Below are 25,560 nucleotides of genomic sequence, written 5' to 3' on the forward strand. Positions count from 1 at the left end.
TAAGTATAAATCGTAATAATTACGCTTTGAAGAAATTTGAAGTAGAGAAATGGATGGTCGGTCGAATGAGTAAAGTAGAAATTCATATATTAGGTGGTTTTTTAGGTAGTGGAAAATCAACATTGCTGCAAAATTTATTATTAGCAGAAAAGAAGAAAAATCGAAAAGTTGCCGTGTTAATGAATGAAATCGGTGAATACTCGGTAGATACAGATATTATTGGAAAAGAGAATGTGTTAAGGGAACTTCTGAAAGGATGTATTTGTTGTACGTTGAAAGAAGAGCTTGAAATACAATTACATTCTTTATATCAACAAGAAAGACCAGATGTAATTTATATAGAAACAACAGGTGTCGCACATCCAATTGAAGTGTTAGATGCATGTGTATCACCAATTTTAGCTCCTTTCCTTGAAGTGAAATCCATAGTAGTCGTATTAGATGCAGTAAGATGGTTAAACCGAAGTATATTAAGTGCAAATGTACAACAGCTATTACATGAGCAAATGAAATATGGAAGTCATATTCTTATTAACAAATCAGATTTATTAACAGATGAAGATAAGAGAAAAGTATTTGAAGATGTAAAAGCAATAAATAATCATGCGAAATTGTTTGAAACAAAGTATTGTAATATATCTTTAAATGATATAGAAGAAGCTGAATTTGCGAGTGGTGGAGAACATGAGACACTTCATGTTAAACAGCATTTACATATACAAACAATGACGTATCAATTTACGAAATCGATTGATCAAGACAAATTATATGAATGGCTTTCGAATTTACCAGATAGTATTTATCGTGTGAAAGGTTTTGTGAAATTCCATGGAGATAAATACCCTCACCTATTCCAATATTCATTTGGGGTACCGACTTTATTGGAACAAGACTTCGGTTACCCGACAAACTTGGTAGTAATAGGGGAAGGGTTAGATAAGAAGCAATTGGTTGAGGGGTTAGAGAAAGTCGAAAAAAATTAATCATTTTTTTAGGTAAGCTGCAAATAATTGACTTAATGAATTAAGTTAATTATTTGCAGCTTTTTGCGTGATGATTACTGTAATGAAACAGTAATTTCATTTGAACAACGGAATATATATTGATTGTATGTCCGTTTCCATTTAATAGGAAGGTGATTATAGATTTGTGCCGAATGTAGAGGTTACTACAAGAGTTTTCCATTACCAATTTTAAAGACATGATTACAGACAAGGGAATTTGTCGTGTTTGATTCTATCAGAAAGTAAAGTATGGGGAGGATCACAATGTCGATGAAAAAACGTAAATGGCAAAGAACGGTGGTTACTGGTTGTGTTTTAGGGTCGTTATTAGTAACAGCAGCTTGTTCAGGAAAGAAGACAAGTACAGAAGATGAAAAAACGATTAAGGTAGGGGTTCTTGCTTCGTTAACAGGTCCACTAGAATCGTATGGAAAACAAACGGTAAATGGATTTGAATTAGGGTTAGACTATGCAACTGGTGGAACAGGAAAAGTAGAAGGAAAGAAGATTAAGTTTGTTGTAGAAGATACGGAAACGAAAGCAGATGTAGCGGTTAAGAAGGCTACGAAATTATTAGAAGAAGAGAAAGTTGACTTTTTAGTCGGATCATCTAGTTCAAGTGATACATTAGCAGTTTTACCACTAGCTGAAGAGTATAAAAAGATTATGGTTGTAGAACCGGCAGTTGCTGATAGTATTACCGGGAAGAACTGGAATAAATATATTTTTAGAACAGGAAGAAACTCTTCGCAAGATGCGATTGCTGGGGCTGCCTCAATTGCTAAAAAAGATGTAAAGATTGCGACGTTTGCTCCAGATAATGCTTTCGGTCGTGAAGGAATTGCAGCATTTAAAGCGGGAGCGAAGAAATTAGGGGCGAATATTGTAAACGAGCAATACGCAGATACAAATTCAACTGATTTCACTGCAAATATTCAAAATATTATTAGCTCAAAACCGGATTATTTATTTATCGTTTGGGCAGGTGCGAATTCACCGTGGAAACAGTTGAAAGATATGAATGTGGAAGCACAAGGTATTAAAATTTCTACTGGTGCACCTGATATACCAGCATTAAAAACGATGGATGCGCTAATAGGGATGCAAGGGTTTTCCGTTTATTATCACTCACTTCCAAAGAATAAGGTGAACGATTGGCTAGTAGAAGAACATAAAAAACGTTTTAATGGTGCTGTTCCAGATCTGTTTACAGCAGGAGGAATGTCAGCGGCAATTTCTATCGTCGAAGCTGTAAAGAAAACGAAGGGCGATACAGATGTAGATACACTTATTAAGAAAATGGAAGGGATGGAATTTGAGACACCGAAAGGAAAGATGAAATTTAGAGAGAAGGATCATCAAGCATTACAAACTCTATATTCTATAACGCTGAAAAAGCAAGATGGTGTTGATTATCCAGTACCGGTGTTAGAGAGAGAATTAACGATGAAGGAGACAGAACCGTCAATTCAGAGTAAATAGACTGAATTTTCTGTTGTTTTTTCATATAAAGAGGGGACACCCTCTTTATACTTATTTCTTTCATAAACATGGCTTTCAGTGGGAGGGATTTCATGACACATTTGTTAGAGACGAAAAATCTTTGTGTATCTTTTGGGGATCATCATGTTATTAAGGATGTTAATTTAACGGTACAAAAAGGAAAGCTCATTTCAATTATTGGACCGAATGGTGCTGGAAAGACAACACTATTCAATTTACTAAGTGGGCAAATTTCTCCGACGAAAGGTGAAGTTTATTTTAAAGGGCAGGATATTACAAAATTATCAATTTCAGATCGAACGCGCTTGGGGATTGGTCGCTCTTTTCAGTTGACAAATATTTTTCCAGAGCTAACAGTACTTGAAAATGTGCGTCTAAGTGTGCAATCGTTTGTTCAGGATTATTACAGTTTCTTTCCGAATGCAGCCAAGTTAAAGCAGCAAACTGGAGAAGCGAGACGTCTTTTGAAGACAGTACTCCTTCACGAGAAAGGGGACGTATTAGCTAAAGACTTAGCTCACGGAGAAAAAAGAAAGTTAGAGCTTGCTATGTTGTTAGCATTAAAGACAGATGTATTACTACTAGATGAGCCGACGGCAGGTATTTCAGTTGAGGAAGTTCCGGCTATATTACAAGTAATCGAAAATATTAAAAAGAATCCAGAGAGCACAATCGTACTTATCGAACACAAAATGGATATGGTGCTAGATTTGTCAGATCATCTTATCGTTTTATTTCATGGCGAGTTATTGGCTGAAGGATTGCCGGAAGAAATGATGAAAGACGAGCGAGTACAAAGTGCTTATTTAGGGGGATTATATAGTGGCACTACTACAAGTGAATAATATAGAGACGTATTTAGATCAGTTTCATATTTTACAAGGAGTGTCCCTTTCGGTTGAGAAGGGAACGATTACAGTATTGTTTGGAAGAAATGGAGCTGGAAAAACAACAACATTGCGCTCAGTTATGGGGTTTCACCGGATAGCAAATGGAGAAGTTTATTATGATAACACAAAAGTAAATGGATTATCTACACATTTAATTTCCAGAAAAGGTATAGGTTATGTACCAGAAAATCAAGGTATTTTTCATGATTTAACAGTAGAAGAGACATTCGCACTTGCTAGGGGGAAAAATGGGGAAGAAGCTGAAGAGAAGATAGAATGGATGCTCGAACTATTTCCAGATTTAAAGCAATTTTGGTATAAAAAAAGTGGGCTATTAAGTGGGGGACAAAAACAAATGCTGGCAATTTCAAGAGCATTTATTAATAGTGATGGACTATTGCTTATTGACGAGCCGAGTAAAGGGCTATCTCCAATTATGATAGAAAAATTAATGGTAGCTATTTTGAAAATGAAGGAAAAAACGACTGTTTTACTTGTTGAACAAAATTTTATGATGGCTAGTCAAATCGGTGATTATTTTTACATTATGGATAATGGGCGTATTGTGCATAACGGTTTCATGGAGGAACTGCGAGAGGATAAGGAAACATGTCATAAATATTTAGGTATTTCTTAACATTGATACGGGGGGATAGAACGTGGATGTGCTAATTAACTTATTTGTAAACGGCGTTTCGACAGGGATGCTTATTTTTTTATTAGCGTCTGGTCTATCGCTTATTTTCGGTTTAATGAGCGTACTAAATTTTGCGCATGGCGGTTTATTTGCATGGGGAGCATTTACAGGCGTTTGGTTATTTAATATGACAGATAGTTATTTATTAGCGCTAATTGGCGCAGTCGCTATGGGTATGTTTCTTGGTTTCATTTTAGAAAGATTTCTTATTAGACCAGTGTATGGAAACCATGTTCGGCAGCTTCTCGTTACACTCGGAGGAATGCTCGTTCTTAGCGAGTGCATCAAAATATTTTGGGGCCCTAATCCAATTGCTGCAAAATTACCGTTATGGCTTCAAGGAAGTTTTACATTTGGAGGAGTTATCTTAATAAAATATCGCCTATTCGTTATTTTAGTTGGGATACTAATTTACATCGCTTTACTATTGCTGCTGAAAAAAACAAAGATAGGACTTATGATTCGCGCTGGTGTAATGGATAAAGAGATGGTTCAAGCTCTCGGAATTAACGTAAAAGCGATATTCTCGTTTGTTTTTTTATTAGGAGCAGGGATGGCGGCGTTAGGTGGTTTTCTACTAGCACCATATTCAGGAGTTATTTTCGCTGAGATGGGTATGCAGTATGCAATTTTAGCCTTTATAGTAGTTATCATTGGAGGATTAGGTAGCGTACAAGGTTCAGCGCTCGCTTCTTTAATCGTCGGATTAGCCGGTGCTTTTACAGCGTATTATGTGCCAGATTTATCTCTTGCAATCAATATGTTAATGTTACTATTTTTCTTAATAGTGAAGCCAACGGGACTCGTTGGTGAAAAGGGGTGACATGGTGAACAGCATATCGGGTCGAATTAAAGTATACTTCGGAGTATTTATGCTCATTTGTTTAAGTGTATTTCCATTCGTAAATGATTCACGGAGCTTGTTAATTTTGTTTACTCAAATCTTCATCTTTGCTATTTTCGCTATGAGTTTTGATGTTCTCCTTGGATATACAGGTATTGTTTCATTCGGTCATTGTATGTTCTTTGGTATAGGGGCGTATGGGGTGGCACTCTTGTTTGATCGGCAAGGAGTATCCATAATGAACTTTTTCATAGGAATAGTAGCCGCAATTATTGTATCAGCCATCGTTAGTTATATAATCGGTATGCTTTCATTACGCTTGAAAAGTCATTTTTATGCAATGTTAACGCTCGCTATTTCTCAGCTGTTTTTTGTACTTGCTGAAAAATGGCGTTCGCTGACACACGGAGGAGATGGATTTACATTTCGTGTACCAGATATATTCCGTGATCGTTTTACATTTTATTATATAACATTTATATGTCTAATCGTCATTTTCATCTTGTTACGTCTTTTCACAAAGTCTTCAATTGGAAAAGTATTAAAGGCCATTTCACAAAATGAACAACGTGTTGAAGCACTTGGATATAAAGTTCTTCATTATAAAATTATCGCAAGTGTAGTGGCAGGGGTAGTAGCGGCAATTAGCGGTGGTTTATTCGTTATCACATTGCGTTTTGTAAATACGACGGTATTTTCAATTGAAATGACGCTAAACGCATTATTGATGACAATGATCGGGGGAGTAGGAACGTTAATCGGAGCAATTGCTGGAGCTGGGATTATTGAATCACTGAAATACTATTTATCAGAACTGGCAACGGAATATCCGATTTTTGAAAGATGGACGATTATTCTAGGGTTATTATATATTATCGTTCTACTAGTTTTTCCGAAAGGATTAGTTGGAACGATTAAGAAGTTGAAAAATTTTAAAAGGGGTAAGAAGGAGAAGAGTGCAGGAGTGGAGCAAAACGTGTGAAAAATCGATAGAAGAGAATGTAAGTGGAGTAAGAAAATAAAAATCCCTCCTTTAAGTAAAAGGAGGGATTTTTATTTTCTAGAAAAGTTATAACATATATAATTCGTGAAATTGTTATTTTGTAAAAAAACATTGTTCTAGTTGAATAGTTCAATTGGAATCTTTTTATCGAACTCTCGATTTGTAAAAAAATGAACAGCTAATTTCTCTATTGGAACATCTTCAATTGGAACTAATTTATCATTTCTAATCGGTAAAAAAGCTATCCCATTTCCCTCAACAATAAACTCTTCAATAAGCGAATAAGAATCTAACTGTTGAAGTTGATGCTGGGATAGATTGTTTTCTTTTAGAAATTGTATTGTCATATTTCTAAAAGGGCACTTTTTATCGTTACTAACAAAGAAAAGTTCTTTCGAAAAGTCAATGTTACACTGTTCTTTCGCTTTTAATAAGCCTACAGAAATTGAAGTGGTGAATACTTTTTTAAACGCTGCGTCGGGATAATCCTCATAAGTTATGACCATATCAACTTTTTGTTGCTGTAGTAGTTTTTGTAAATGGCTACTACTTTCTATATATATTTGATAATTCCTGAAATTTTCTTTAATACGCATACTTAAATAATTAGTCAAAATAGATTGTGACGTCGCTATTACATAAGAAGAAGCACTTGTTTTAATTTCATCTTTGGCTTCTTCTAAAAGAGCTAATATTTTATTCGTGTAGTCTAATAAAATGTCACCAGAAGGTAACAGGGAGACACCTTTGTTATCTCTATGTAGCAAAGGTGTTTCTAATTCTTGTTCTAATTTTTTGATTCGCTCAGTTACATTTGGTTGAACATAACCTAACTCTTTAGCAGCTTTACTTATAGAGCCTTCATTTGCTACGGTTTTAAATATAATAAGATCATTTATTTCCATCCATTTCAACCCCTTACTGGGTATCATTATAAATGATATCAAGCATAATTTATACCTATTTTACACGGATTAAACATTGATTTATCATTATGTATATAATATCGAAAGCGAGTGATAAATATGATTGGGATGCAATATAAGGTCAGTTTGCCAAAAGATTATGATATGGAAATTATTAAAAAAAGGGTAAAAAAGAATGGGTATAAAACAGATGGTTTTCAAGAATTGAAATTTAAGGCCTATTTAATTGCTGAGGCTGGTAAGAATGGAAATTTTTATAATTGTTATGCACCTTTATATATTTGGAATGAGCATGAAGGTATGAACAAATTTATCTTTGAAGGCTATTACGATAATATTTTACAATCGTTTGGATGGCAACAAATAAATATAGGCGTTCCTTTAGTTGTCAATCTAAGTGATGATTTTAAGAAAAGTATATATGTTGTTGAATGTGCAGGAAGTATTTCTCAAAGTAAATCATTAGTTGGGACTCAGTTAAATACAATGAACCAAAAGGTACAAAATACAGAAAAATGTGTAGGGAATGTAGTAGTTTATAATCCAGATAAATGGGGTTATAGTCAATTCAGCTTTTATGAAGAGAAGCCTGAAGTTGAAGCGATGAAGGATGTTACAATATATGAGGTTTTACACATTTCATAATAAAATCTTGTTGAATGCTAAAATAAGAAAAAGGAATGAAATGTATGCCTTTTGTGAACGTGTATTATCCAGAGAATATATTAAATAAAGAAGAGCTGAAAAAGATAAGTGAATGTATCCATCATTCATTAATTGATCATTTTAAAATCCCTGAAAATGATTATTTTCAAATGTTTTTACCTTATCGACTAAACGAATTTTTTTATAATCCATATTATTTGTTAGAACAAGAAGAAAAGAGAACAGAGAACATAATGCATATTTCTATTACATGTGGACCAGGAAGAACGATAAAGCAAAAAAAGGAGTTGTATCAATCGATATCCTTTAGAATTTCGGAACATTCAAATATTAAGAGTGCTGACATTTTTATTACACTACATGAGACAGCTGCTGAAAACTGGTCATTTGGTCAAGGGGTGGCACAACTGGTGAAAATAAAGAGGGAGGAAAATGATGAATGAACCAATTGAATTTTATATTCAAAAGAAAATGAGAGAAATGGCACCTGCATTTGCTCATTATAGTGAAGAGATATTGTTTGAGGAAGTGTGGCGGGATGCCAATTTAACATTAAGAGAAAGAAGTTTATGTACAGTGTCGGTACTAATCAGTCTTGGTAATACAGAACAATTACCATTTCATTTGCGGCTAGCTAAACAACATGGGATTGCGGAAAATGAAATGATTGCATTAATAACACATATGGCTTTTTATGTTGGTTGGCCAAAAGCTGTAGCAGCTTTAAATATAGCAATGAATGAAATTAAAGGTTAAGAATAATCATAAGAAAGAATTCATTTTTAGATGAATTCTTTCTTATGATTATTTGAAATATATACTGTTGTGATATTTAAATCTTTATACTTGCTTTTTTATCACTTGAGTGGTAAAGTGATAGTAAGATTCACGATAGGAAGTGACAATATATGCGTGAAAATACGATAGGATCGTTAATCTGGTTACGTTTAATACGGTTTACAAACCAAAGTAATCAGATGTCAAATGAGTTTTTGAAACGTTTTGATTTGACGACAGCTCAATTTGATGTACTTATGCAAATACGGATTTATCAGCCACTTACACAAATGGAGTTAGCAGAAAAAGTTACTGTGACGCAGGGTGGTATTTCTAGAATGTTAACACGCCTTGAAAAAGAAGAGTATATAGTACGTAAACAAGATTGGAAAACGAAAATGATTAGCCTTACTGAAAAGGGTGAAGCAGTGTTAGAAAGAGCATTACCAGAGCAACTTGCATTCCAATCATCCTTTTTTGATGATGTATTAGATGAGGAAGAACAGAAAATACTATACGCGTTAATGACAAAAGTTCATAAGCATAGTGAAAAAAAAGAATTACCACATGAGTAATTTTTTTTACACAATCAATTGACTAATCAAGTGATAGTTAGAGGGGGAAATATTATGTATACAATTCCAGGACATCACCACATTTCTATGGTGACGAAAAATGCGAAAACAAATAATGATTTTTATCAAAAAGTATTAGGATTACGCCGAGTGAAAAAGACAGTCAATCAAGATAATCCATTTATGTATCATTTGTTTTATGGCGATTTAACAGGGAGTGCTGGAACTGAATTATCATTTTTTGAAATGCCGAATGTAGGAAGAACAATCCGTGGTACAAATGCAATAACACAAATAGGCTTGCTCGTACCTTCAATAGAAAGTCTTACATTTTGGAAGAGACGTTTTGAGTCGCTCCAGGTGGCTCATGGGGAAATTACAACTTACGCCGGAAGAGACGCACTGCACTTTGAAGATCCAGATGGCCTACGGTTAGTGCTGTTAAATAATAACGGTGAAGAGGTGCCTGAATATTGGACTGCATGGGATGAATCTTCTGTAGAGCAGAATCATCGTATTTTAGGTATGGGAACAGTTGAAATGACAGTGCGCAGTTTAAATAAATTATCAAAAACATTAACAGGCTTGTTTAGTTATAAAGAAGTATCTCGTTCAGACGATGAGGGGATTTATCAATCTATTACTGGTCAATCATTTGGAGAAATTTTGGTGAAACAGCAAGAGGGAGAGAGTGAAAGACCTGGAAAAGGAAGTATTCATCATTTAGCTATTCGTGTAAAAAATGATGAAGAACTGAGTTATTGGAATGAAGCGGTGAAAGATAAAGGGTTCCAATCAACAGGGATTATCGATCGCTTTTATTTTAAAAGTTTATATTTCCGTGAGTCAAATGGCATTTTATTTGAGATTGCGACGGATGGACCAGGATTTACAGTAGATTCAGCAGTTGAAGAATTAGGAAAAGAGCTGGATTTACCACCATTTTTAGAAGAGAGAAGAAAAGAGATTGAAGAGAAATTAATACCACTTGATTAAAAGGGAGAGAGCAAATATGGAAAAATACCGTATTGATACAAGTAAAGGAATTGAATTTGGATTATATTCAATTGGAGATCATATTTTAAATCCACATAATGGTTCGAAAATAAGTGCAGAAAAAAGAATTCATGAACTAATTGAAACAGCCAAGTTAGCAGATGAAGCTGGAATTGATGTGTTTGCTGTCGGTGAAAGTCATCAAGCGCATTTTACGACGCAAGCTCATACAGTTATTTTAGGAGCTATTGCACAAGCTACGAAAAATATTAAAATCGCGAGTTCTGCAACAGTATTAAGTACGTCAGATCCGGTTCGTGTATATGAGGACTTTGCCACAATCGATTTAATTTCTAATGGTCGTGCTGAAATCGTTGCTGGTCGTGGATCTCGTATTGGAGGATATAGTTTACTTGGTTACGATGTAAATTATTATGAAGAACTATTTGAAGAGAAGCTGGATCTTTTATTAAAAATAAATAAAGAAGAAAGTGTAACATGGAAAGGGCAGTTTAGAACACCACTTGAACATTCGGCAATTATACCAAGAGCTAAAAATAACAATATGCCAATTTGGCGTGCTGTCGGAGGGCCACCTGCTAGTGCAATTAAGGCAGGACGCGCAGGTGTACCAATGATGCTTACGACACTTGGTGGCCCAGCTATTAATTTTAAAGTTTCGGTTGATGCATATCGTGAAGCTGCTGAGCAAAGTGGTTTTGATCCAGCGACATTACCAATTGCGACAACAAGTTTATTTTATACAGCAGAAAATTCACAAGATGCACTGAGTGAATATTATCCTCATATTAATGCTGGTATGCTTGCACTACGCGGTGGTGGGTATCCAAAACAACAATTTACTAATGCAGTAGATCATCGTGATGCGTTAATGATTGGTAGCCCACAACAAATTATTGAAAAAATGCTTTACCAATATGAATTATTTGGACAGCAACGTTTTATGGCACAAATTGATTTTGGCGGTGTACCATTTGATAAGATTGAGAAAAACATTGAATTAATTGCTACTGAAATTATGCCGGCTGTTAGAAAATATACAACGAAATAATGATAAAAGTACCGGGGATATAATCTATTCTCGGTACTTTTTTATTTAGTCAGTTTGGAAAAATGACGAAAAAATGAATTTTTAGTCTAAAAAAAGGAAAGGATTTTTCTATTTGTGAATAACAATATTGTTGATTTGAATTTTGGAAATACATTTTTCACTTGACAAAAATATAGCGTATTTTCGGATTTGATTCGAGGACATTTTTTAAGAGGAAAGTCAAGCGTATGAAGAGGAAAACGTAATAATAATTGATATAAGAGTATGTTATATGTTTGAAAAATACGTTTTTCAAATGTAAGAAATCAAATTCAAAAAAATTACAAAAGACATATTTCAGACAAAATCCTGTCAATAATACGTCAAAAATCACCTGAATTTATTATGTAAGTATATTATACAATTCGATTAACGAATAAAACACTACTGAAATAGTGAAAAGGTAAATCGTATGAAGAAAGTTCTTTTGTAATTATCTAAAAAACTGACAATCTATATTTTCAGAAAGTACATAAACGAATTTATCTTTTTGTATTTCCAAATGATTGAATTGTTCGTTATGAAGTGAATTCATACAATTCAATCGATATTACGATATAAAAAATTATAAAGGAAGTGACTTTAGCATGGAAACGCTCGAATTGGCACGAATACAATTTGCATCTACAACGATTTTTCATTACTTTTTCGTTCCGCTATCTATTGGTTTAGCTTTTATCATTGCGTTAATGCAAACGTTGTATGTGGTAAAGGGACAAGAAGTTTATAAGAAAATGACAAAGTTTTGGACACAAATATTCCTTGTTAACTTTGCAGTAGGTGTTGTAACAGGTATTTTACAAGAATTTCAGTTTGGTATGAACTGGTCAACATATTCACGTTTTGTTGGTGATGTTTTCGGACCGTCACTGGCGATTGAAGGTTTATTAGCATTTTTCATTGAGTCTACATTCCTAGGTTTATGGGTATTCGGTGAGGATAAACTTCCGAAGCGAGTTCACCTTTTATGTATTTGGCTCCTCTCAATAGGAACAATGTTATCAGCATTTTGGATTTTAACTGCAAGTGCATTTATGCAGTCCCCAGTAGGATATGAAATGGCTGCAGATGGACGTGCGCAGATGAATGATTTCTTGGCGATTATTCAAAATCCACAACTATGGGTGCAATTCCCGCATACAATTACAGCTGCACTTGCAACAGGCGCATTCTTTATTGCTGGTGTTAGTGCATGGAAAATCGCAAAACAACAAGAGACTGAGGTGTTTAAGAAGTCTTTCCGAGTTTCTATCGTTGTTGGAACAATTTCAACAGCATTGGTATTATTTTTCGGTCATGCACAAGCGCAAAATTTAATTAAGACACATCCGATGAAAATGGCAGCAGCTGAAGCATTATGGAATACGAGTGAGGATCCAGCGCCATTTACAGTATTTGCAAAAATTGATACAGAGAAGAAAGAAAATTCGTTTGAAATTCAAATCCCTTATATGCTAAGTCTATTGTCATACGATAAATTTAGCGGTCAAGTAGAAGGGATGAATCAAATTCAAAAACAATATGAAGAAAAATATGGACCTGGAGATTATATTCCGCCAGTACATACTATGTTCTGGAGTTTTAGAGCGATGGTAATGAGTGGAACACTCATGCTTCTTCTAGGAGTGTACGGCTGGTTCTTATCAAGAAAAGATCGTTTAGCTGAAAAAACTTGGTATTTAAAATTAATGGTATATGCAATTGCACTACCGTTTATCGGAAATACAGTAGGTTGGATTATGACTGAAATGGGACGTCAGCCTTGGGTTGTCTTCGGTGTTATGAAAACAGAAGATGCAGTATCTCCAAATGTTTCATTTGGAGAAGTATTATTCTCTCTTGTTTCATTCACATCACTATATGTAATTATTGGAGGCATTACTGTTTACTTATTCGTTCGTATCATTAAAGGACATGCGAATAAGAAAACGAAAAAGGATTATCAGAGCCATGATCCATTTGATAAGGAGGAAGAGTATGTTATCTCTTAATGAGTTGTGGTTTCTAATTATCTCAACCTTATTCGTTGGCTTCTTTGTACTTGAAGGTTTCGATTTTGGTGTAGGAATCGTTTCAAGGTTTTTAGGAAAGAATGATTTGGAAAAGCGTATATATTTAAATACAATTGGACCGTTTTGGCACGCTAATGAAGTATGGCTTGTTTGTGCTGGTGGCGCTATGTTTGCGGCATTTCCGCATTGGTATGCAACTTTATTTAGTGGGTTCTATATTCCGTTTGTGTTTATGCTTCTTGCATTAATTATAAGAGGTGTTTCCTTTAAATTCCGTGCGAAAATAGAAAACCATAAGTGGAAAAGTTTCTGGGATTGGGGCATGTTTATTGGAAGCATGCTACCTCCTATACTTTGGGGAGTTGCAATTGCAAACTTTATGACAGGTGTACCAATTGATGAAAGTAAAAATATGGTAGGCGGATTCATGAAATTACTTCACCCATTTGCATTACTTGGAGGAGTTATGTTTCTTCTTCTATGTATTGTTCATGGTTTGCAATTTCTTACTATACGTACAACAGGAAAATTACGAGAACGCGCACGTATTGCCGCAGCAAAGATTGCACCTTTTGCATTAATAACACTTCTTGTTTTTGCAGCTGTAGGGTTATGGAAAACAGATATTTTCACTGCACATGGTTCAGAGTGGCTAATGGTTCCGATTGGAGCTTTTGTAGCACTATTTGTTTCTACTTTATTAAATAAAAGAAGAAGAGATGGTTGGGCCTTCTTTATGACGAGCTTAACAATCATTTTGCTCAGTGCAAGTGTGTTCATCGGTATGTTCCCGCGTGTCATGATTAGCTCATTAGGAGCGGTAAATGATTTGACAATTTATAATGCGGCATCAGGACCTTATGCATTAAAACTGATGAGCTATTTTTCTCTTGCTATTTTACCATTTGTTATCGGTAGTCAAATATGGAGTTTCTATGTATTTAGACAACCTGTTAAGTCAGACAAAGATTTGGAGTACTAATGAAAAGAAAAAGAGGACTTCCGTCGTATCCTGGTAGCCGAGCTTTATATGTGACTTTAAGTCTTATTAGCATTTTAGAGGCGTGTAGTATTATTGCACAGACAGTGTTTTTAGCACGAGCGATCACATTTTTATTTCATGGAGAAACAGTGCAAGCTGTGCTAAATGAAACTGTTTATTTTGGGATCACGTTTGCAGCACGCCAAATGTTGGTGCGAACATCGCAAATATTGGTTGAGCGTTTCGCTGAAAAAACAGGATTTGCATTACGTAAACAGTTAATAGAAGCATATTTTACGTTAGGACCGAGATTTGTCCAAACGAATGGGACTGGTCATCTGGTTACTTTATCGATAGAAGGTATTGAGAAATTTAAAACATATATTGAATTGACAATTCCTAAAATGATTAGAAGTAGTATCGTACCAGTAATAATCGTTCTATATGTTTTTACACTGGACATTGAGTCTGGAATCATTTTAGTTGTAACGATTCCAATCGTGATTATATTTATGATCCTTCTAGGATTAGCAGCGCAGAAAATGGCGGATAGCCAATATGAGACATATCGTGTACTTTCTAATCATTTTGTAGATACGTTAAAAGGATTAGAAACATTAAAGTATTTAGGGAAAAGTAAACAGCACGAAGGAAAGATTGAAAAAGTAAGTAAACGATATAGAAAAGCAACGATGCGTACTTTGCGAGTTGCTTTTCTTTCTTCTTTTGCATTAGATTTCTTTACGAGTTTATCAATTGCATTTGTAGCAGTCGGATTAGGGATACGGTTAATAGATGGAACGATAATACTATTACCAGCCCTTACGATTTTAATTTTAGCGCCGGAATATTTTCTGCCGATAAAACAAGTTGGAGCGAATTATCATGCTACATTAGATGGACAACTTGCAATGGAGCAAATAGAAGAAATTTTACAGAAACAAAAAGAAATAGAAAAGAAAGATTCAAATGTAGATATAGTATGGAATTCTTCTAGTAGCTTGAAATTACAAGATGTAAAAGTAAATAATGATGAATCTGAAAAGGCTATATTAGAGGGAATTGATTTTACTTGGCAAGGTAACGGTGCTATAGGTATTATTGGTGAAAGTGGGGCAGGGAAATCAACGTTAATCGATGTGTTAGCAGGATTTCTACCTCCTTCGGGTGGGAAGATGCTAGTAAATGGTGTGGAAATTGGTGAATCTACTCGAGAAGATTGGCAAAAAAATATTGCTTATATTCCGCAGCAACCGTATATTTTTCCGCTTTCATTAAAAGATAATATTTGTTTCTATGAAACGAATACAGCTGATGAAGAAGTCGAGAGAGTTATTAATGAAGTTGGTCTTCGTTCGCTCGTTGCATCATTACCACATGGGATGTACGAAAGAATTGGAGAAGGTGGACGTATGCTTAGTGGTGGACAAGAACAACGTGTCGCTATGGCACGTGCACTTTTAAGTAAAAAGCCAATCATTTTATTAGATGAACCTACAGCACATCTTGATATTGAAACTGAATTTGAAATAAAGCAATCGATGTTACGTCTGTTTGAAGGTAAGCTAGTATTTCTTGCAACGCATCGTCTCCATTGGATGAAGAAAATGGATCATATTCTTATTTTAAATAAAGGGGAAATTAAAGAAAGTGGAACATATGAAGAGCTTTTAAAGAATGAGACATTACATTTTCATAGGGAAGAGAGGGGAGAGCGATGAGTAACTGGATTAAACCTCATATACAGCAAAATAAAGGTAGAATGACGTTGACTATTTTCCTCGGGCTTCTTGGAGTTAGTTCAGGTGCGATGTTACTTTTCATTTCAGGTTATTTAATTTCTAAATCTGCTCTCAGACCAGAAAATGTAATGGTTGTATATGTTCCTATAGTTGCAACGCGTGCGTTTAGTATAGGGCAAGCTGTCTTTCATTATTTAGAGCGTTTAGTAGGGCATGACGTCGTTCTACGAATTTTAGAAAAAATGAGGACAAAACTATATAGAATTGTAGAACCACAGGCGTTATTTTTGCGCTCAAGATTTCAAACTGGTGATGTACTAGGTGTATTGTCTGATGATATAGAACATTTACAGAATCTATATTTACGTACAATATTCCCTAGTATATTAGCGTTAGTTGTATATAGCATTTTCGTACTTGTTATCGGTGCATTTGACTTAGTATTTGCACTTATCGCAGCTTGTATGTTAGCTGTTATTGTTTTTCTTCTTCCATTCGTATCACTACTTTTGATGAAACGACATCATGTTGCTTTGAAGCGAGGAAGAAATCGTTTGTATCAACAATTGACAGATGCTGTATTTGGGTTATCTGATTGGCAGGCGAGTGGTAGAAAAGATGAATTTATTAATGCGTATGTAGAGCAAAATATCCAGCTGTTAAAGACAGAAAAGGGAGTGAAACGCTGGTACCATATTCGGGATAGTATCATTCATTTAATAGTAGGTATTGTAGTTATTTCGATGATTTTGTGGACTGGCAATCAAGCGGCAAGTGAACAAATTGCACCTACAGTTATCGCAGCATTCGTATTAATGACATTATCTGTGACGAATGTGCTTATTCCTGTATCAGATGCTATTGATCGAATTCCATCTTATATAGAATCTGTTCATCGGCTTAATGGCGTAGAAAGTGATAGCTCTTTAGATGATGGAAAGGAGTTACCTGGAAATAAAGAATACGTTGTACCAAAACATGTAGATATTGAACTGAGTAATGTGTCGTATAATTACCCGAATAGTAATGAATCCGTATTAAAAGACGTATCATTGCAAATAAAGGCAGGAAAGAAAATTGCTATTTTAGGTAGAAGTGGAACAGGGAAATCTACTTTATTAAAATTGTTAACTGGGGCACTACGTCCGGTGAATGGCCAAGTTATATTGAATGGTGAACAAGCTCATACGGATTTTTTGTCAAAATATATTTCTGTATTAAACCAAAAACCACATTTATTCGATACGACAATTGGAAATAATGTGCGGATTGGTAAACCAGAGGCTAATGATGAAGAGATATGGAAGGCTTTAGAGAAAGCACAGCTAGCGCCGCACATTGCTTCTCTTCCTGATGGATTACAAACAAAAATGCATGAAATGGGAAAGAGGTTTTCTGGCGGAGAAAGGCAAAGGGTAGCATTTGCAAGAACTCTTATGCAAGAAGCGCCGGTCATTGTACTTGATGAACCGACTATCGGTTTAGACCCTAAAACGGAATTAGCCTTAATAGAAACAATGTTTTCTGCAACAGAAGAAAAGACTGTTATTTGGATTACACATCATCTTGTAGGAATTGAACATGTAGATGAAGTGATTTTCCTTGATAGTGGCCAAATCGCTATGCAAGGTAGTCACGAACAGCTACTGAAAGAAAATGAGAAATATCGTAGATTATACGAGCTTGATAAAGGTATATAAGAATGAAATGCAAAAAAACACAAATTATTGATAGTTCAAGGTTTGTGTTTTTGTATTTGTGGTGAAATCATATAGACCGTATAAGCTAGTTGAGCATGAAATGGTATATATTTGTTAGAAAGGGTGTTTAAAACCTATCCTTTCAAGGCAATACTGAGCCATAGTGAATGGATTGTTGGAAGGCGTGATTATATGTTTGAAGAGGATGGCATTGTTTTAATTCTGGAGCCTGCTGATGAACGGAATATGAGGAAATTTATTTTTACAGTACCGAAGTCAGTTTATGAAAAAAAAGAGATTTTACTACATTACGGAACACCTTTAGGCCAAGGATATACGGACATTATAGAAGATATTATTAGTGTACATATAGACATAGATATTGTAACGGTAATAGGGCATGTGAGAGGATAAAGAGAAACTTTAATTAGTGGGAATCATACTGACCTTGAAAACAGACGTACTTAAAATAAGTATGTCTGTTTTTATATTTACATGAAGATAGTTTTGAGGTGGAAATGAAAAAGTATATGATAAATTGTTCGAGGTACATGTTGAACAGGATAATAATGATTTCTCTAGAATGTATAAGAGGAAGATTAAAAAGTAAGATATGATGTGATAAGGTGTATAAGAAGAAAACAAAGTGTTTATAAATGAATAAAAGTATGACAATTATTTAGGAGGTAAAAATGAAGTTTATAAAAATAATGTTATTTTCAATTGTAGTTTCAATTGGTTTGATGGGATGCTCGATAGTGGAGGAAGGGAAAAACTCCCTAGATTATGCTCAAAAAGCGACAGACTATGTGAATAAAATAAGTGCATTTGCAAATGAAGCGCCAGCATTAGCTGAAAAAGCTGTTAATGATGGAGAAGCTCGAAAAGAACTAGAAACGAAACTTACTGAAATTAAACAAGATATACCAGCTTTTAATGAATTAACACCACCGGATGTAGCGAAGGATCTTCACCAGCAAATCGTCGGATATAATGAAAAGTTAAATACATTAATTGATACATCTATGCAAAAGATAGAGGAAGGAAAAATGAATGTAGAGCAGTTTAAAAACTCTGAGCTTATGCAGACGATAGAACAAGTTCGTGATTTGAAAGAGAAGGTTCAAAATTTAGGGCAATAATAAAAAGATCCGTTTTTCATAAACGGATCTTTTTATTATTGTATACAATAGACGATCACACCAATGACAATAATAATGTTGCCAATGATTTTCCGTTTCGTTATTTTTTCACCTAGGAAGTACCAACTGAAAATTAATATAATAATATAACTTAATGATTCTAATGCAGATGCTTGCTTTAATGCCAAGCCTTTTAAGGCAATCACATTTAATCCGGCATTAATTACAAATAAAAAGTAGCCGATGATAACATAAGGATTCACATATTCTTTTATTCTAGAATCGTATTGTTGTAAAGTAGCCTTTTTTAATAATATTTGTGAGTAATTGGCTAAAATTATCCCAAATATCAATAATAACATATAACTATTCATCTTTTGTCACCACCACAATTCCGACGATAATAATAGCTGCGCCAAGTATGTGATTCCACTGTATCGTATCTCCAAATAGGAATACTGACCAAAGCATTGACCATAGTATTATTATCCCACGGTGTGAATATGCTCTAGAAATTTCAAAATTCTTAATGACTTGTTGCCATAGAATTGCATATCCGAATAAAAGTACAACAAGTCCGAAGTAAGCAATAAAAAATGAAATTGATGCAATAGGGAATTGAGATGCCCATTTCATGTAAACCATAATGATAGAATATATCAAGAAGGCCACATGTAAAAATACATAGTTTTTAATAGTTGGTTTCATATATTCACTCTCTTTTACATTTATATACATGTATGTAAACTCGATGTATATAATCAATAGCTTCTTATTATATATAAAAGGCATATTGAAATGATTTTTGTTTATTCCTTCACATTCCAAAATATATAGTATCATGTCTTCTAATGTAAAACAATAGAAGGTCCTACGTAGCTATAGAGTTGAAATAGAGGTAGTAGAGTTAGATTTTCCATCGCTCTATAATTTGTATCGTTTTATTTGTTGCATCCATCTCTACTTGAATACCTATTGGCAAAGTAATCATTGGATGCGTATGACAACAATCAAAATCGGCTAGAAAAGGAAGTTTTTGATTTTGTAATACTTCTAATAATATTTCGTAAGGTTTTCGATTTGTACCACAATCATCGAACTGCTCATGTTTTCCAAGGATGATACCTGAAACTTTATCAAAAACGCCGTTAATTTTAAGTGATGAAAAACTTCTTTCGATAGTAGATGCATCTTTTGAGCTATCTTCAATAAAGAGAATGTCACCTTCTTGAATATGCGGCATATAGGGGCTACCCCAAATACCTTGTATAGTATTTAAATTCCCACCAATAATACGTCCAGTAGCTTTCCCACCAATTACTGAAATCCAATTGTTCGGTCGAAGATCTTTTTCTTTCGTTTTTTCTTCCCAATTAATAAATTCATCTGACCAAAATAACGGCTGGTTTATGTTGTAAGGAAGGTGTTGATCAGTTAATAAAGTATCCGCAAAATATTTGTACGTGCAATCTACGAAAGGCTCAAATTCACCAAAAGAGGGAACGAGTGCTGGACCATAAAATGTAGGGATTCCTGTTTTTGCATAAATTCCTAGTAATAACGCTGTTGCGTCTGAATAGCCAATCATTATTTTAGAGTTTTTTTGAAAAGAAGCATAATCAATATAAGGTAATAATGAATTTGAATTCATTCCCCCAATTGTCGACATGATACAAGAAACGTTAGGGTTTCTAATCAATTCATTTAGTTCCTCAGCGCGATCTTTAATGCTCCCTGAACGATAATAATCATATTGACCTGTTAGTGAACCTTCTAATATATGAAATCCTTTCTTTTGTAAGTATAATTTTGCTCGCTCAAATCGCTTTGGAGAAGTATTGGTTACTGGTGAAGAAGGAGAGTAGATGCCAATTGTATCGCCATATTTTAATGCTTTTGGAAGTATCATTTATATAAATCCTTTCTACTATATAGTGTTTTTTCACTTAGATGTTATTGAATATTCTTATATTTCGTTATTTTTAGTGTAACACATATGAAAAAGAGAAAGAGGTTGAAATTATAATTGCTGTAGATGAATAAATATACTTTTTACCTTGACGATATAAAGTAATTGTTGTTATGGTTAAACATGAGTGTATAAAAGGTTTGCTAAAGGAGTTTTAGAATGAAGCGGTTAAAATGGGGAAGATTAACAATCCTATTAGTAGTAATTCTAGGTATATGTTGGTTCTTTTTCCAAGGAGTTCAAAAGAGTGAAACAAATGTAGATACTCAGCCTTTACAAGTGGCAGAGCTACCTAAAACAGGGCTATCTGAAAAAGTAGTTCCACCAAAATATATACCACCAGAAATTGATGCAAAAGCAGCTATTATTATCGATGCGAGTAATGGAGAAGTTATTTATCAAAATAATGAAAATGAAGCTGTTGCCCCTGCTAGTATGTCAAAAATGATGACAGCATATCTCGTTTTAGAGAGTATACATAATGGGAAAGTCCGCTGGGAAGATCCAGTGAAAATAAGTGCGAAATCGGCACAAACAGAGGGTGCAAAAATCCCAATGCAAGTAAATGATACATTAACTGTTAAGGACTTATATCAAGCGTTAATGATTGAATCGGCTAATAATTCGGCTGTCGCTTTAGCAGAATATATAGCTAAGACGGAAAAAAACTTTGTTCAACTTATGAATGAAAAAGCCCAGCGGTTAGAAATGTCAGATAAAGCTAAATTCGCGAATGCTTCCGGATTACAGGAGCCCGACGGAAGTGAAACAAAAATGACAGCAGCTGACGTAGCAAAATTAGCGTATCATCTTATAAAAGACTACCCAGAGATATTAGAAGTGACTCACTTAAGTCAAAGTCAGTTAGCATTTAATAATGTTAATGTTACAAGCACAAATGAGATGTTAAAAAAAAATAATAAAGCTTTATATATAGAAGGAATAGACGGATTAAAAACAGGATTTACAGATAGCGCAGGGTATTGTTTTACAGGTACTGCAAAACAAGGCGATAATCGCATTATTACAGTTGTTATGGGGACAAAAAGTAAAACAAAACGTTTTACAGAAACACAGAAGCTGATGTCCTATGCTTTTCAATTGGTTAATTAGGTGAAGAAGTAAGTTAATTGCTATAAAAAAAGACAGACAGTTTATTTGAACCTTGATTTTGGTGATAATAAGCTGTTTTTTAAATTTTGGGAGTATGAGGGGGAAAACTCAAGTGATATCATTTGAGTTTGTTTTTGTTTGTTGATATTATTAAGTTAAGAACTTATTAATAATAAGTTCAAGGGGTATTATATGCTTCGTACATATGATACTGCCTCAAATGAAAAATTGGAGGGAATTGTAATGGCAAAAGATTTTTACTCAGCAATTGAAGACAGAAGATCTATTTACGCGATTAGTAAAGAGCAAGTAGTTTCTGATGAAAGAATTCAAGAAGTGATTTATCATGCTGTGAAACATACACCTTCGGCTTTTAATTCTCAAAGTGCAAGAGTTGTTGTATTACTAGGTGAACAACACGACAAATTATGGGACGTTACGAAAGAAACGTTACGAAAAATTGTACCTGAAAATAATTTTGCACCTACTGAAGAGAAAATGAATGCATTTAAAAATGGCTATGGAACAGTTTTATATTTCGAAGATAGTAAAGTAGTAGAAAGTTTGCAAGAGAACTTTGCACTATACAAAGATAATTTTCCTACATGGTCTCAGCAATCTTCTGGAATGTTGCAATTTGCGATTTGGACAGCATTAGAGATTGAAGGTTTTGGTGCTACATTGCAGCATTATAATCCGTTGATTGATGAAGAAGTAAGGAAAGAATGGGATGTACCTGGAAACTGGAAGTTAACTGCGCAAATGCCATTTGGTAAACCGGTAGTTTCTGCAGGAGATAAAGAATATCAGCCATTAGAAAATCGTGTGAAAATTTTCAAATAAAATAAAAAATAAAAGGTGAACAGAGATATAATCTGTTCACCTTTTTATACATGGTATGAGTTTTTATGCTGAATTGTTTTCATTTGCTCTTTTAGTTCGTTTTTCTTTGTTTCAATGATTGTTACCTGTTTAAATGTTGTAAACGATAATAAGTGAGTAAGAGCAGAGTAAAGTTCGATATTATTATTTATGTGATCGTCTATTATTTTTTCCACAAATGCAACTCCTCTTTTTATGTGATTATACATATTCTGTCAATAAAACCCTAACAATTCCATATTTAGTAGGGAAACAAAATAGTCAATTGTGTTTTTGGGATGGGAGTGCTCTCGAGGGGGGCGTGAAATCTTACAAATCATCACGTTGTTTAAAATCATACATAGTATAGAGAATTCATTTTCTTAAAATATTATACTATTGATTAATAAAGTGTTTTTTGTCATGATAAGAGTGTGCCTCATGAAAAAGAACTTTCTAGAAAAATATATTGTGTTTATGTATTAGATTAATGGAATTTTCATATTAGATAGAAAGTGTAAAATCTATATTGAAATAACGTATGAAATTTTAAGTTTTGATGTAATACATAAGGAATTTGAAAAAATCGTTGCAAAAACACACTGTTTAATGATAAAGTTCACATGAAGTTCACACTAAATTCACTTCAATCGTTTAAAATAAACGATGTGTGAAAAATAAAACTCTTGCTAAAAAATGGAACTGGATGAATATTTTGCTTTGATAATATTGTAAAGTACTAAGTTTATAGTTTTCTCAAGAGGATAGTAGGGAAAGGAAGTAAAGACAACTTATGAAAAAAGTAATCGCAGGTTTAGCAGCAGCATCTGTAGTAGGCGTAGCAGTTCCAGGAATGGATTCTGCTCATGCACAAGTTTCAAATGATGCGCTAAAAGAAATTAATGGACAAACTCAAACTCAAACGACTGTAACTGAAACAAAAAAGGTAGAAACAACTTCTGAATTAAAATACACGGTAACAGCTGATGTATTAAATGTACGTTCAGGTGCTGGTACAGGACATAACGTTATTTCTAAAGTAAAAGCAGGTCAAGTACTTCAAGTAATTGGACAAGAAAACGGTTGGTTCAAAGTTAGTGTAAATGGTCAAACAGGTTATGTAAGTGGGGACTTCGTAACAACTGGTGGCAATAAAGGAACTACTGTTCAACAAGGAACAGGTACTTACACAGTAAACGTTTCTTCACTAAACGTACGTACAGGCCCAAGTGCATCTCATACTGTTTTAGGTTCTGTAAATAAAGGGAAAACAGTTCAAGTTGTAGGTGAAGTTCAAGATTGGTTTAAAATTAACTTCAATGGTGGAACTGGATACGTAAGTAAAGACTTCGTAACAAAAGGTGGTTCAGCTGTATCTAACGAAACACAGCAACCAACTACAAACAACAACAATACTACTACAGTTCAAACTGGTGGTTCATATGTTGTTAACACGGGTGCTTTAAAAGTACGTACAGGCCCAGCTACATATAACGCTGTAATTGGTGGGGTAACGAACGGTACAGTATTAAACGTTACTGGCGCTGAAAACGGTTGGTACAAAATTAACCATAACGGCCGTACAGGCTACGTAAGTGCAGACTTTGTTAAGTTTGTAAAAGGCGGAGTGAACAATGTAGTTACTGGTGGTAACCAAGGTACTAACCAAGTACAAAAACCAACAGCGCCAACAGGTGGAGATACATCTTCAATCGCTGGATTCGCTAGATCTTTAAATGGTTCAAAATATGTATTTGGTGGTCAAACTACTGCTGGTTTCGACTGCAGTGGATTCATTCACTACGTATTAAATCAAACTGGTCATTCAGGCGCTCGTCAAACAGTTGCTGGATACTGGAGCTCTAAAACAAAAACTAGCAATCCACAACCAGGTGATTTAGTATACTTCTCTGACACTTATAAACCAGGTCTTTCTCACATGGGTGTTTACTTAGGAAACGGTCAGTTCATTAGTGCAGAAAATGAAAGTGTTGGTGTAAGAATTAGTTCAATTAATAACTCTTACTGGGCTAAACACCTAACAGGTTACACAAAAGCATACTAAGAAAAAGTATTTTTTATACTTTTCGTATAGAGAAAAGGCTTTCCAGGGAAACTTGGGAAGCCTTTTTCATATTTGGATAGATTACAAATATAGAAGCATTTATTTTAATTTCCCATGTAAAAATTTAGCATATAAATCATGAAAATAGTTTGGACGGAATAAGTTTGCTGCATGACCTGCTAATGGAATTTCTTTATATAAAACGTTCGGAAGAATGGACTTCAAATCAAAGAGACACGATTTATAGAGATGATCATGTTCTCCCATCACCCATAATATAGGGTGATGAAGTGCTTTTAATTTAGATTTCAAGTCGAATTCTAAGCGGTGTCGTAATGACTCAGCAATAATGGACGAGTGTAATTGTAATCCGAAACGGTAATAGATATTTCGTGAAATAACAGCGAACGGATTTGCCCTTAGTATTCCACTTGGAAAAATAGTACTAGCATACTGAGAAAGCCAAGATGAATATTCATCACCACGTTTTTCCCAAAAATTCTGAAAAACATTATATAAACGGGAAGGGTTATTATAATGTCCACCAATATGACAAATGCTCAATACTTTTTCTGGATGCATTTGTGCAAATGTCGTAGAGATATAACAGCCATAGCTTAGAGCACAAATATGAGCCTTTTTAATTCCCTCTTTTTCATACAAGTTCAATAATTGATCTACGAGGCGCTGTATTGAAAAGTCGATAGCTTCTCCTTTATCGTCGCCGTGACCTAATAAATCATAAGTTATAATGTTGTAGGATGCAGAAAATCGTTTATGCTCTTTTTTGAAGGCGCGGCGATTTCCAACTAATCCATGAATAAAAATGATTGTTTCCTTTTCGGAATGTGTATTTGTTTGCAAAAAGGATACTCCTTTCAATAACTGGAGATTTATATAGTATTTTAAATTAGTTATCTATAATTCACATAGAATAATAATAAGTACCAGGTAATAATATCAGATGTTTACACTTGTTGTA

General features: G+C 34.3%; 27 protein-coding genes. 21 read left to right on the forward strand and 6 right to left on the reverse strand.

Annotated elements, in window-relative coordinates:
- Positions 1-65: 65 nt before the first annotated feature.
- The 6 genes from ACFVQC_RS14160 (at position 66) to ACFVQC_RS14185 (ending at position 5,920) form a co-directional block, all read left to right on the forward strand.
- Positions 66-983 carry a CobW family GTP-binding protein gene (locus ACFVQC_RS14160; protein WP_377894545.1) on the forward strand — a complete coding sequence of 306 codons (918 nt, stop codon included), beginning with the start codon at positions 66-68 and terminating at the stop codon, positions 981-983.
- A 285-nt stretch (positions 984-1,268) separates the two neighbouring features.
- Positions 1,269-2,486 carry a substrate-binding domain-containing protein gene (locus ACFVQC_RS14165; RefSeq protein ID WP_377898525.1) on the forward strand — a complete coding sequence of 406 codons (1,218 nt, stop codon included), beginning with the start codon at positions 1,269-1,271 and terminating at the stop codon, positions 2,484-2,486.
- A gap of 92 nt (positions 2,487-2,578) precedes the next feature.
- Positions 2,579-3,352, forward strand: coding sequence for an ABC transporter ATP-binding protein (locus ACFVQC_RS14170; RefSeq protein ID WP_002135736.1), 774 nt, complete (start codon positions 2,579-2,581; stop codon positions 3,350-3,352).
- Positions 3,330-4,034: a branched-chain amino acid ABC transporter ATP-binding protein gene (locus ACFVQC_RS14175; RefSeq protein ID WP_002200863.1), complete on the forward strand. Its 705-nt coding sequence runs from the start codon at positions 3,330-3,332 to the stop codon at positions 4,032-4,034. Before ACFVQC_RS14170 ends, ACFVQC_RS14175 begins: the two co-directional genes overlap by 23 nt.
- 22 nt (positions 4,035-4,056) lie before the next feature.
- Positions 4,057-4,917: a branched-chain amino acid ABC transporter permease gene (locus tag ACFVQC_RS14180; protein WP_377894548.1), complete on the forward strand. Its 861-nt coding sequence runs from the start codon at positions 4,057-4,059 to the stop codon at positions 4,915-4,917.
- Between the two features lie 49 nt (positions 4,918-4,966).
- Positions 4,967-5,920, forward strand: coding sequence for a branched-chain amino acid ABC transporter permease (locus ACFVQC_RS14185; protein WP_377894574.1), 954 nt, complete (start codon positions 4,967-4,969; stop codon positions 5,918-5,920).
- Between the two features lie 137 nt (positions 5,921-6,057).
- On the opposite strand, the gene ACFVQC_RS14190 is transcribed toward ACFVQC_RS14185, so the two are convergent.
- Positions 6,058-6,846 carry a LysR family transcriptional regulator gene (locus ACFVQC_RS14190; RefSeq protein ID WP_377898526.1) on the reverse strand — a complete coding sequence of 263 codons (789 nt, stop codon included), beginning with the start codon at positions 6,844-6,846 and terminating at the stop codon, positions 6,058-6,060.
- A gap of 120 nt (positions 6,847-6,966) precedes the next feature.
- Here ACFVQC_RS14190 and ACFVQC_RS14195 point away from each other — a divergent pair, with 120 nt between their 5' ends.
- From ACFVQC_RS14195 to ACFVQC_RS14250, 12 genes are all read left to right on the forward strand, one after another.
- Positions 6,967-7,512: a DUF4865 family protein gene (locus ACFVQC_RS14195; RefSeq protein ID WP_377894552.1), complete on the forward strand. Its 546-nt coding sequence runs from the start codon at positions 6,967-6,969 to the stop codon at positions 7,510-7,512.
- A gap of 44 nt (positions 7,513-7,556) precedes the next feature.
- On the forward strand, positions 7,557-7,976 hold the full coding sequence (locus ACFVQC_RS14200; protein WP_377898527.1) for a tautomerase family protein: 420 nt from the start codon (positions 7,557-7,559) through the stop codon (positions 7,974-7,976).
- Positions 7,966-8,289: a carboxymuconolactone decarboxylase family protein gene (locus ACFVQC_RS14205; protein WP_377894556.1), complete on the forward strand. Its 324-nt coding sequence runs from the start codon at positions 7,966-7,968 to the stop codon at positions 8,287-8,289. Before ACFVQC_RS14200 ends, ACFVQC_RS14205 begins: the two co-directional genes overlap by 11 nt.
- Positions 8,290-8,441: 152 nt before the next feature.
- Positions 8,442-8,885, forward strand: coding sequence for a MarR family winged helix-turn-helix transcriptional regulator (locus tag ACFVQC_RS14210; protein WP_002148721.1), 444 nt, complete (start codon positions 8,442-8,444; stop codon positions 8,883-8,885).
- A 54-nt stretch (positions 8,886-8,939) separates the two neighbouring features.
- Positions 8,940-9,881: a ring-cleaving dioxygenase gene (locus ACFVQC_RS14215; protein ID WP_377898528.1), complete on the forward strand. Its 942-nt coding sequence runs from the start codon at positions 8,940-8,942 to the stop codon at positions 9,879-9,881.
- Between the two features lie 16 nt (positions 9,882-9,897).
- A complete protein-coding gene (locus tag ACFVQC_RS14220) occupies positions 9,898-10,953 on the forward strand; it encodes an LLM class flavin-dependent oxidoreductase (protein WP_002148719.1) in 1,056 nt (351 codons plus the stop codon).
- A 626-nt stretch (positions 10,954-11,579) separates the two neighbouring features.
- Entirely contained in the window at positions 11,580-12,983 is a 1,404-nt protein-coding gene (gene cydA, locus ACFVQC_RS14225) for a cytochrome ubiquinol oxidase subunit I (protein ID WP_377898529.1), read from the forward strand.
- Entirely contained in the window at positions 12,970-13,986 is a 1,017-nt protein-coding gene (gene cydB, locus ACFVQC_RS14230) for a cytochrome d ubiquinol oxidase subunit II (RefSeq protein ID WP_002148716.1), read from the forward strand. The genes cydA and cydB overlap by 14 nt, the downstream gene beginning before the upstream one ends.
- Positions 13,986-15,707 carry a thiol reductant ABC exporter subunit CydD gene (gene cydD / locus ACFVQC_RS14235; RefSeq protein WP_377898530.1) on the forward strand — a complete coding sequence of 574 codons (1,722 nt, stop codon included), beginning with the start codon at positions 13,986-13,988 and terminating at the stop codon, positions 15,705-15,707. The genes cydB and cydD overlap by 1 nt, the downstream gene beginning before the upstream one ends.
- Positions 15,704-17,428 carry a thiol reductant ABC exporter subunit CydC gene (gene cydC, locus ACFVQC_RS14240; protein WP_377898531.1) on the forward strand — a complete coding sequence of 575 codons (1,725 nt, stop codon included), beginning with the start codon at positions 15,704-15,706 and terminating at the stop codon, positions 17,426-17,428. The genes cydD and cydC overlap by 4 nt, the downstream gene beginning before the upstream one ends.
- A gap of 192 nt (positions 17,429-17,620) precedes the next feature.
- A complete protein-coding gene (locus ACFVQC_RS14245) occupies positions 17,621-17,842 on the forward strand; it encodes a hypothetical protein (protein WP_033718184.1) in 222 nt (73 codons plus the stop codon).
- A 278-nt stretch (positions 17,843-18,120) separates the two neighbouring features.
- Positions 18,121-18,570 carry a DUF6376 family protein gene (locus ACFVQC_RS14250; RefSeq protein ID WP_377894566.1) on the forward strand — a complete coding sequence of 150 codons (450 nt, stop codon included), beginning with the start codon at positions 18,121-18,123 and terminating at the stop codon, positions 18,568-18,570.
- Between the two features lie 35 nt (positions 18,571-18,605).
- Here ACFVQC_RS14250 and ACFVQC_RS14255 read toward each other — a convergent pair whose 3' ends face one another.
- The 3 genes from ACFVQC_RS14255 to ACFVQC_RS14265 form a co-directional block, all read right to left on the reverse strand.
- Positions 18,606-18,944, reverse strand: coding sequence for an EamA family transporter (locus ACFVQC_RS14255; RefSeq protein WP_002200850.1), 339 nt, complete (start codon positions 18,942-18,944; stop codon positions 18,606-18,608).
- Positions 18,937-19,278, reverse strand: a complete 342-nt coding sequence (locus ACFVQC_RS14260) for an EamA family transporter (protein ID WP_002086172.1) — start codon at positions 19,276-19,278, stop codon at positions 18,937-18,939. The genes ACFVQC_RS14255 and ACFVQC_RS14260 overlap by 8 nt, the downstream gene beginning before the upstream one ends.
- Positions 19,279-19,477: 199 nt before the next feature.
- The gene (locus ACFVQC_RS14265) at positions 19,478-20,479 is read right to left on the reverse strand and encodes a S66 family peptidase (protein ID WP_377894568.1); all 1,002 of its coding nucleotides are present in this window, start codon (positions 20,477-20,479) and stop codon (positions 19,478-19,480) included.
- Between the two features lie 219 nt (positions 20,480-20,698).
- Here ACFVQC_RS14265 and ACFVQC_RS14270 point away from each other — a divergent pair, with 219 nt between their 5' ends.
- On the forward strand, positions 20,699-21,652 hold the full coding sequence (locus tag ACFVQC_RS14270) for a D-alanyl-D-alanine carboxypeptidase family protein (RefSeq protein WP_377898532.1): 954 nt from the start codon (positions 20,699-20,701) through the stop codon (positions 21,650-21,652).
- Positions 21,653-21,895: 243 nt separating this feature from the next.
- Positions 21,896-22,495 (forward strand): nitroreductase family protein, encoded by a 600-nt coding sequence (locus ACFVQC_RS14275; RefSeq protein WP_377894575.1) that lies wholly within the window; start codon positions 21,896-21,898, stop codon positions 22,493-22,495.
- Positions 22,496-22,539: 44 nt separating this feature from the next.
- On the opposite strand, the gene ACFVQC_RS14280 is transcribed toward ACFVQC_RS14275, so the two are convergent.
- A complete protein-coding gene (locus ACFVQC_RS14280; protein WP_002158267.1) occupies positions 22,540-22,710 on the reverse strand; it encodes a hypothetical protein in 171 nt (56 codons plus the stop codon).
- A gap of 596 nt (positions 22,711-23,306) precedes the next feature.
- On the opposite strand from ACFVQC_RS14280, the gene entFM reads away from it, so the two are divergent.
- Positions 23,307-24,578, forward strand: a complete 1,272-nt coding sequence (entFM, locus tag ACFVQC_RS14285) for an enterotoxin EntFM (RefSeq protein WP_377898533.1) — start codon at positions 23,307-23,309, stop codon at positions 24,576-24,578.
- 99 nt (positions 24,579-24,677) lie between these two features.
- Here the strand turns inward: entFM and ACFVQC_RS14290 are convergent, their stop codons facing one another.
- The gene (locus tag ACFVQC_RS14290) at positions 24,678-25,442 is read right to left on the reverse strand and encodes an alpha/beta fold hydrolase (RefSeq protein WP_377898534.1); all 765 of its coding nucleotides are present in this window, start codon (positions 25,440-25,442) and stop codon (positions 24,678-24,680) included.
- Positions 25,443-25,560: the final 118 nt, after the last annotated feature.

Source organism: Bacillus sp. NPDC057893 (genome assembly GCF_042796455.1).
GTDB lineage: Bacteria > Bacillota > Bacilli > Bacillales > Bacillaceae_G > Bacillus_A.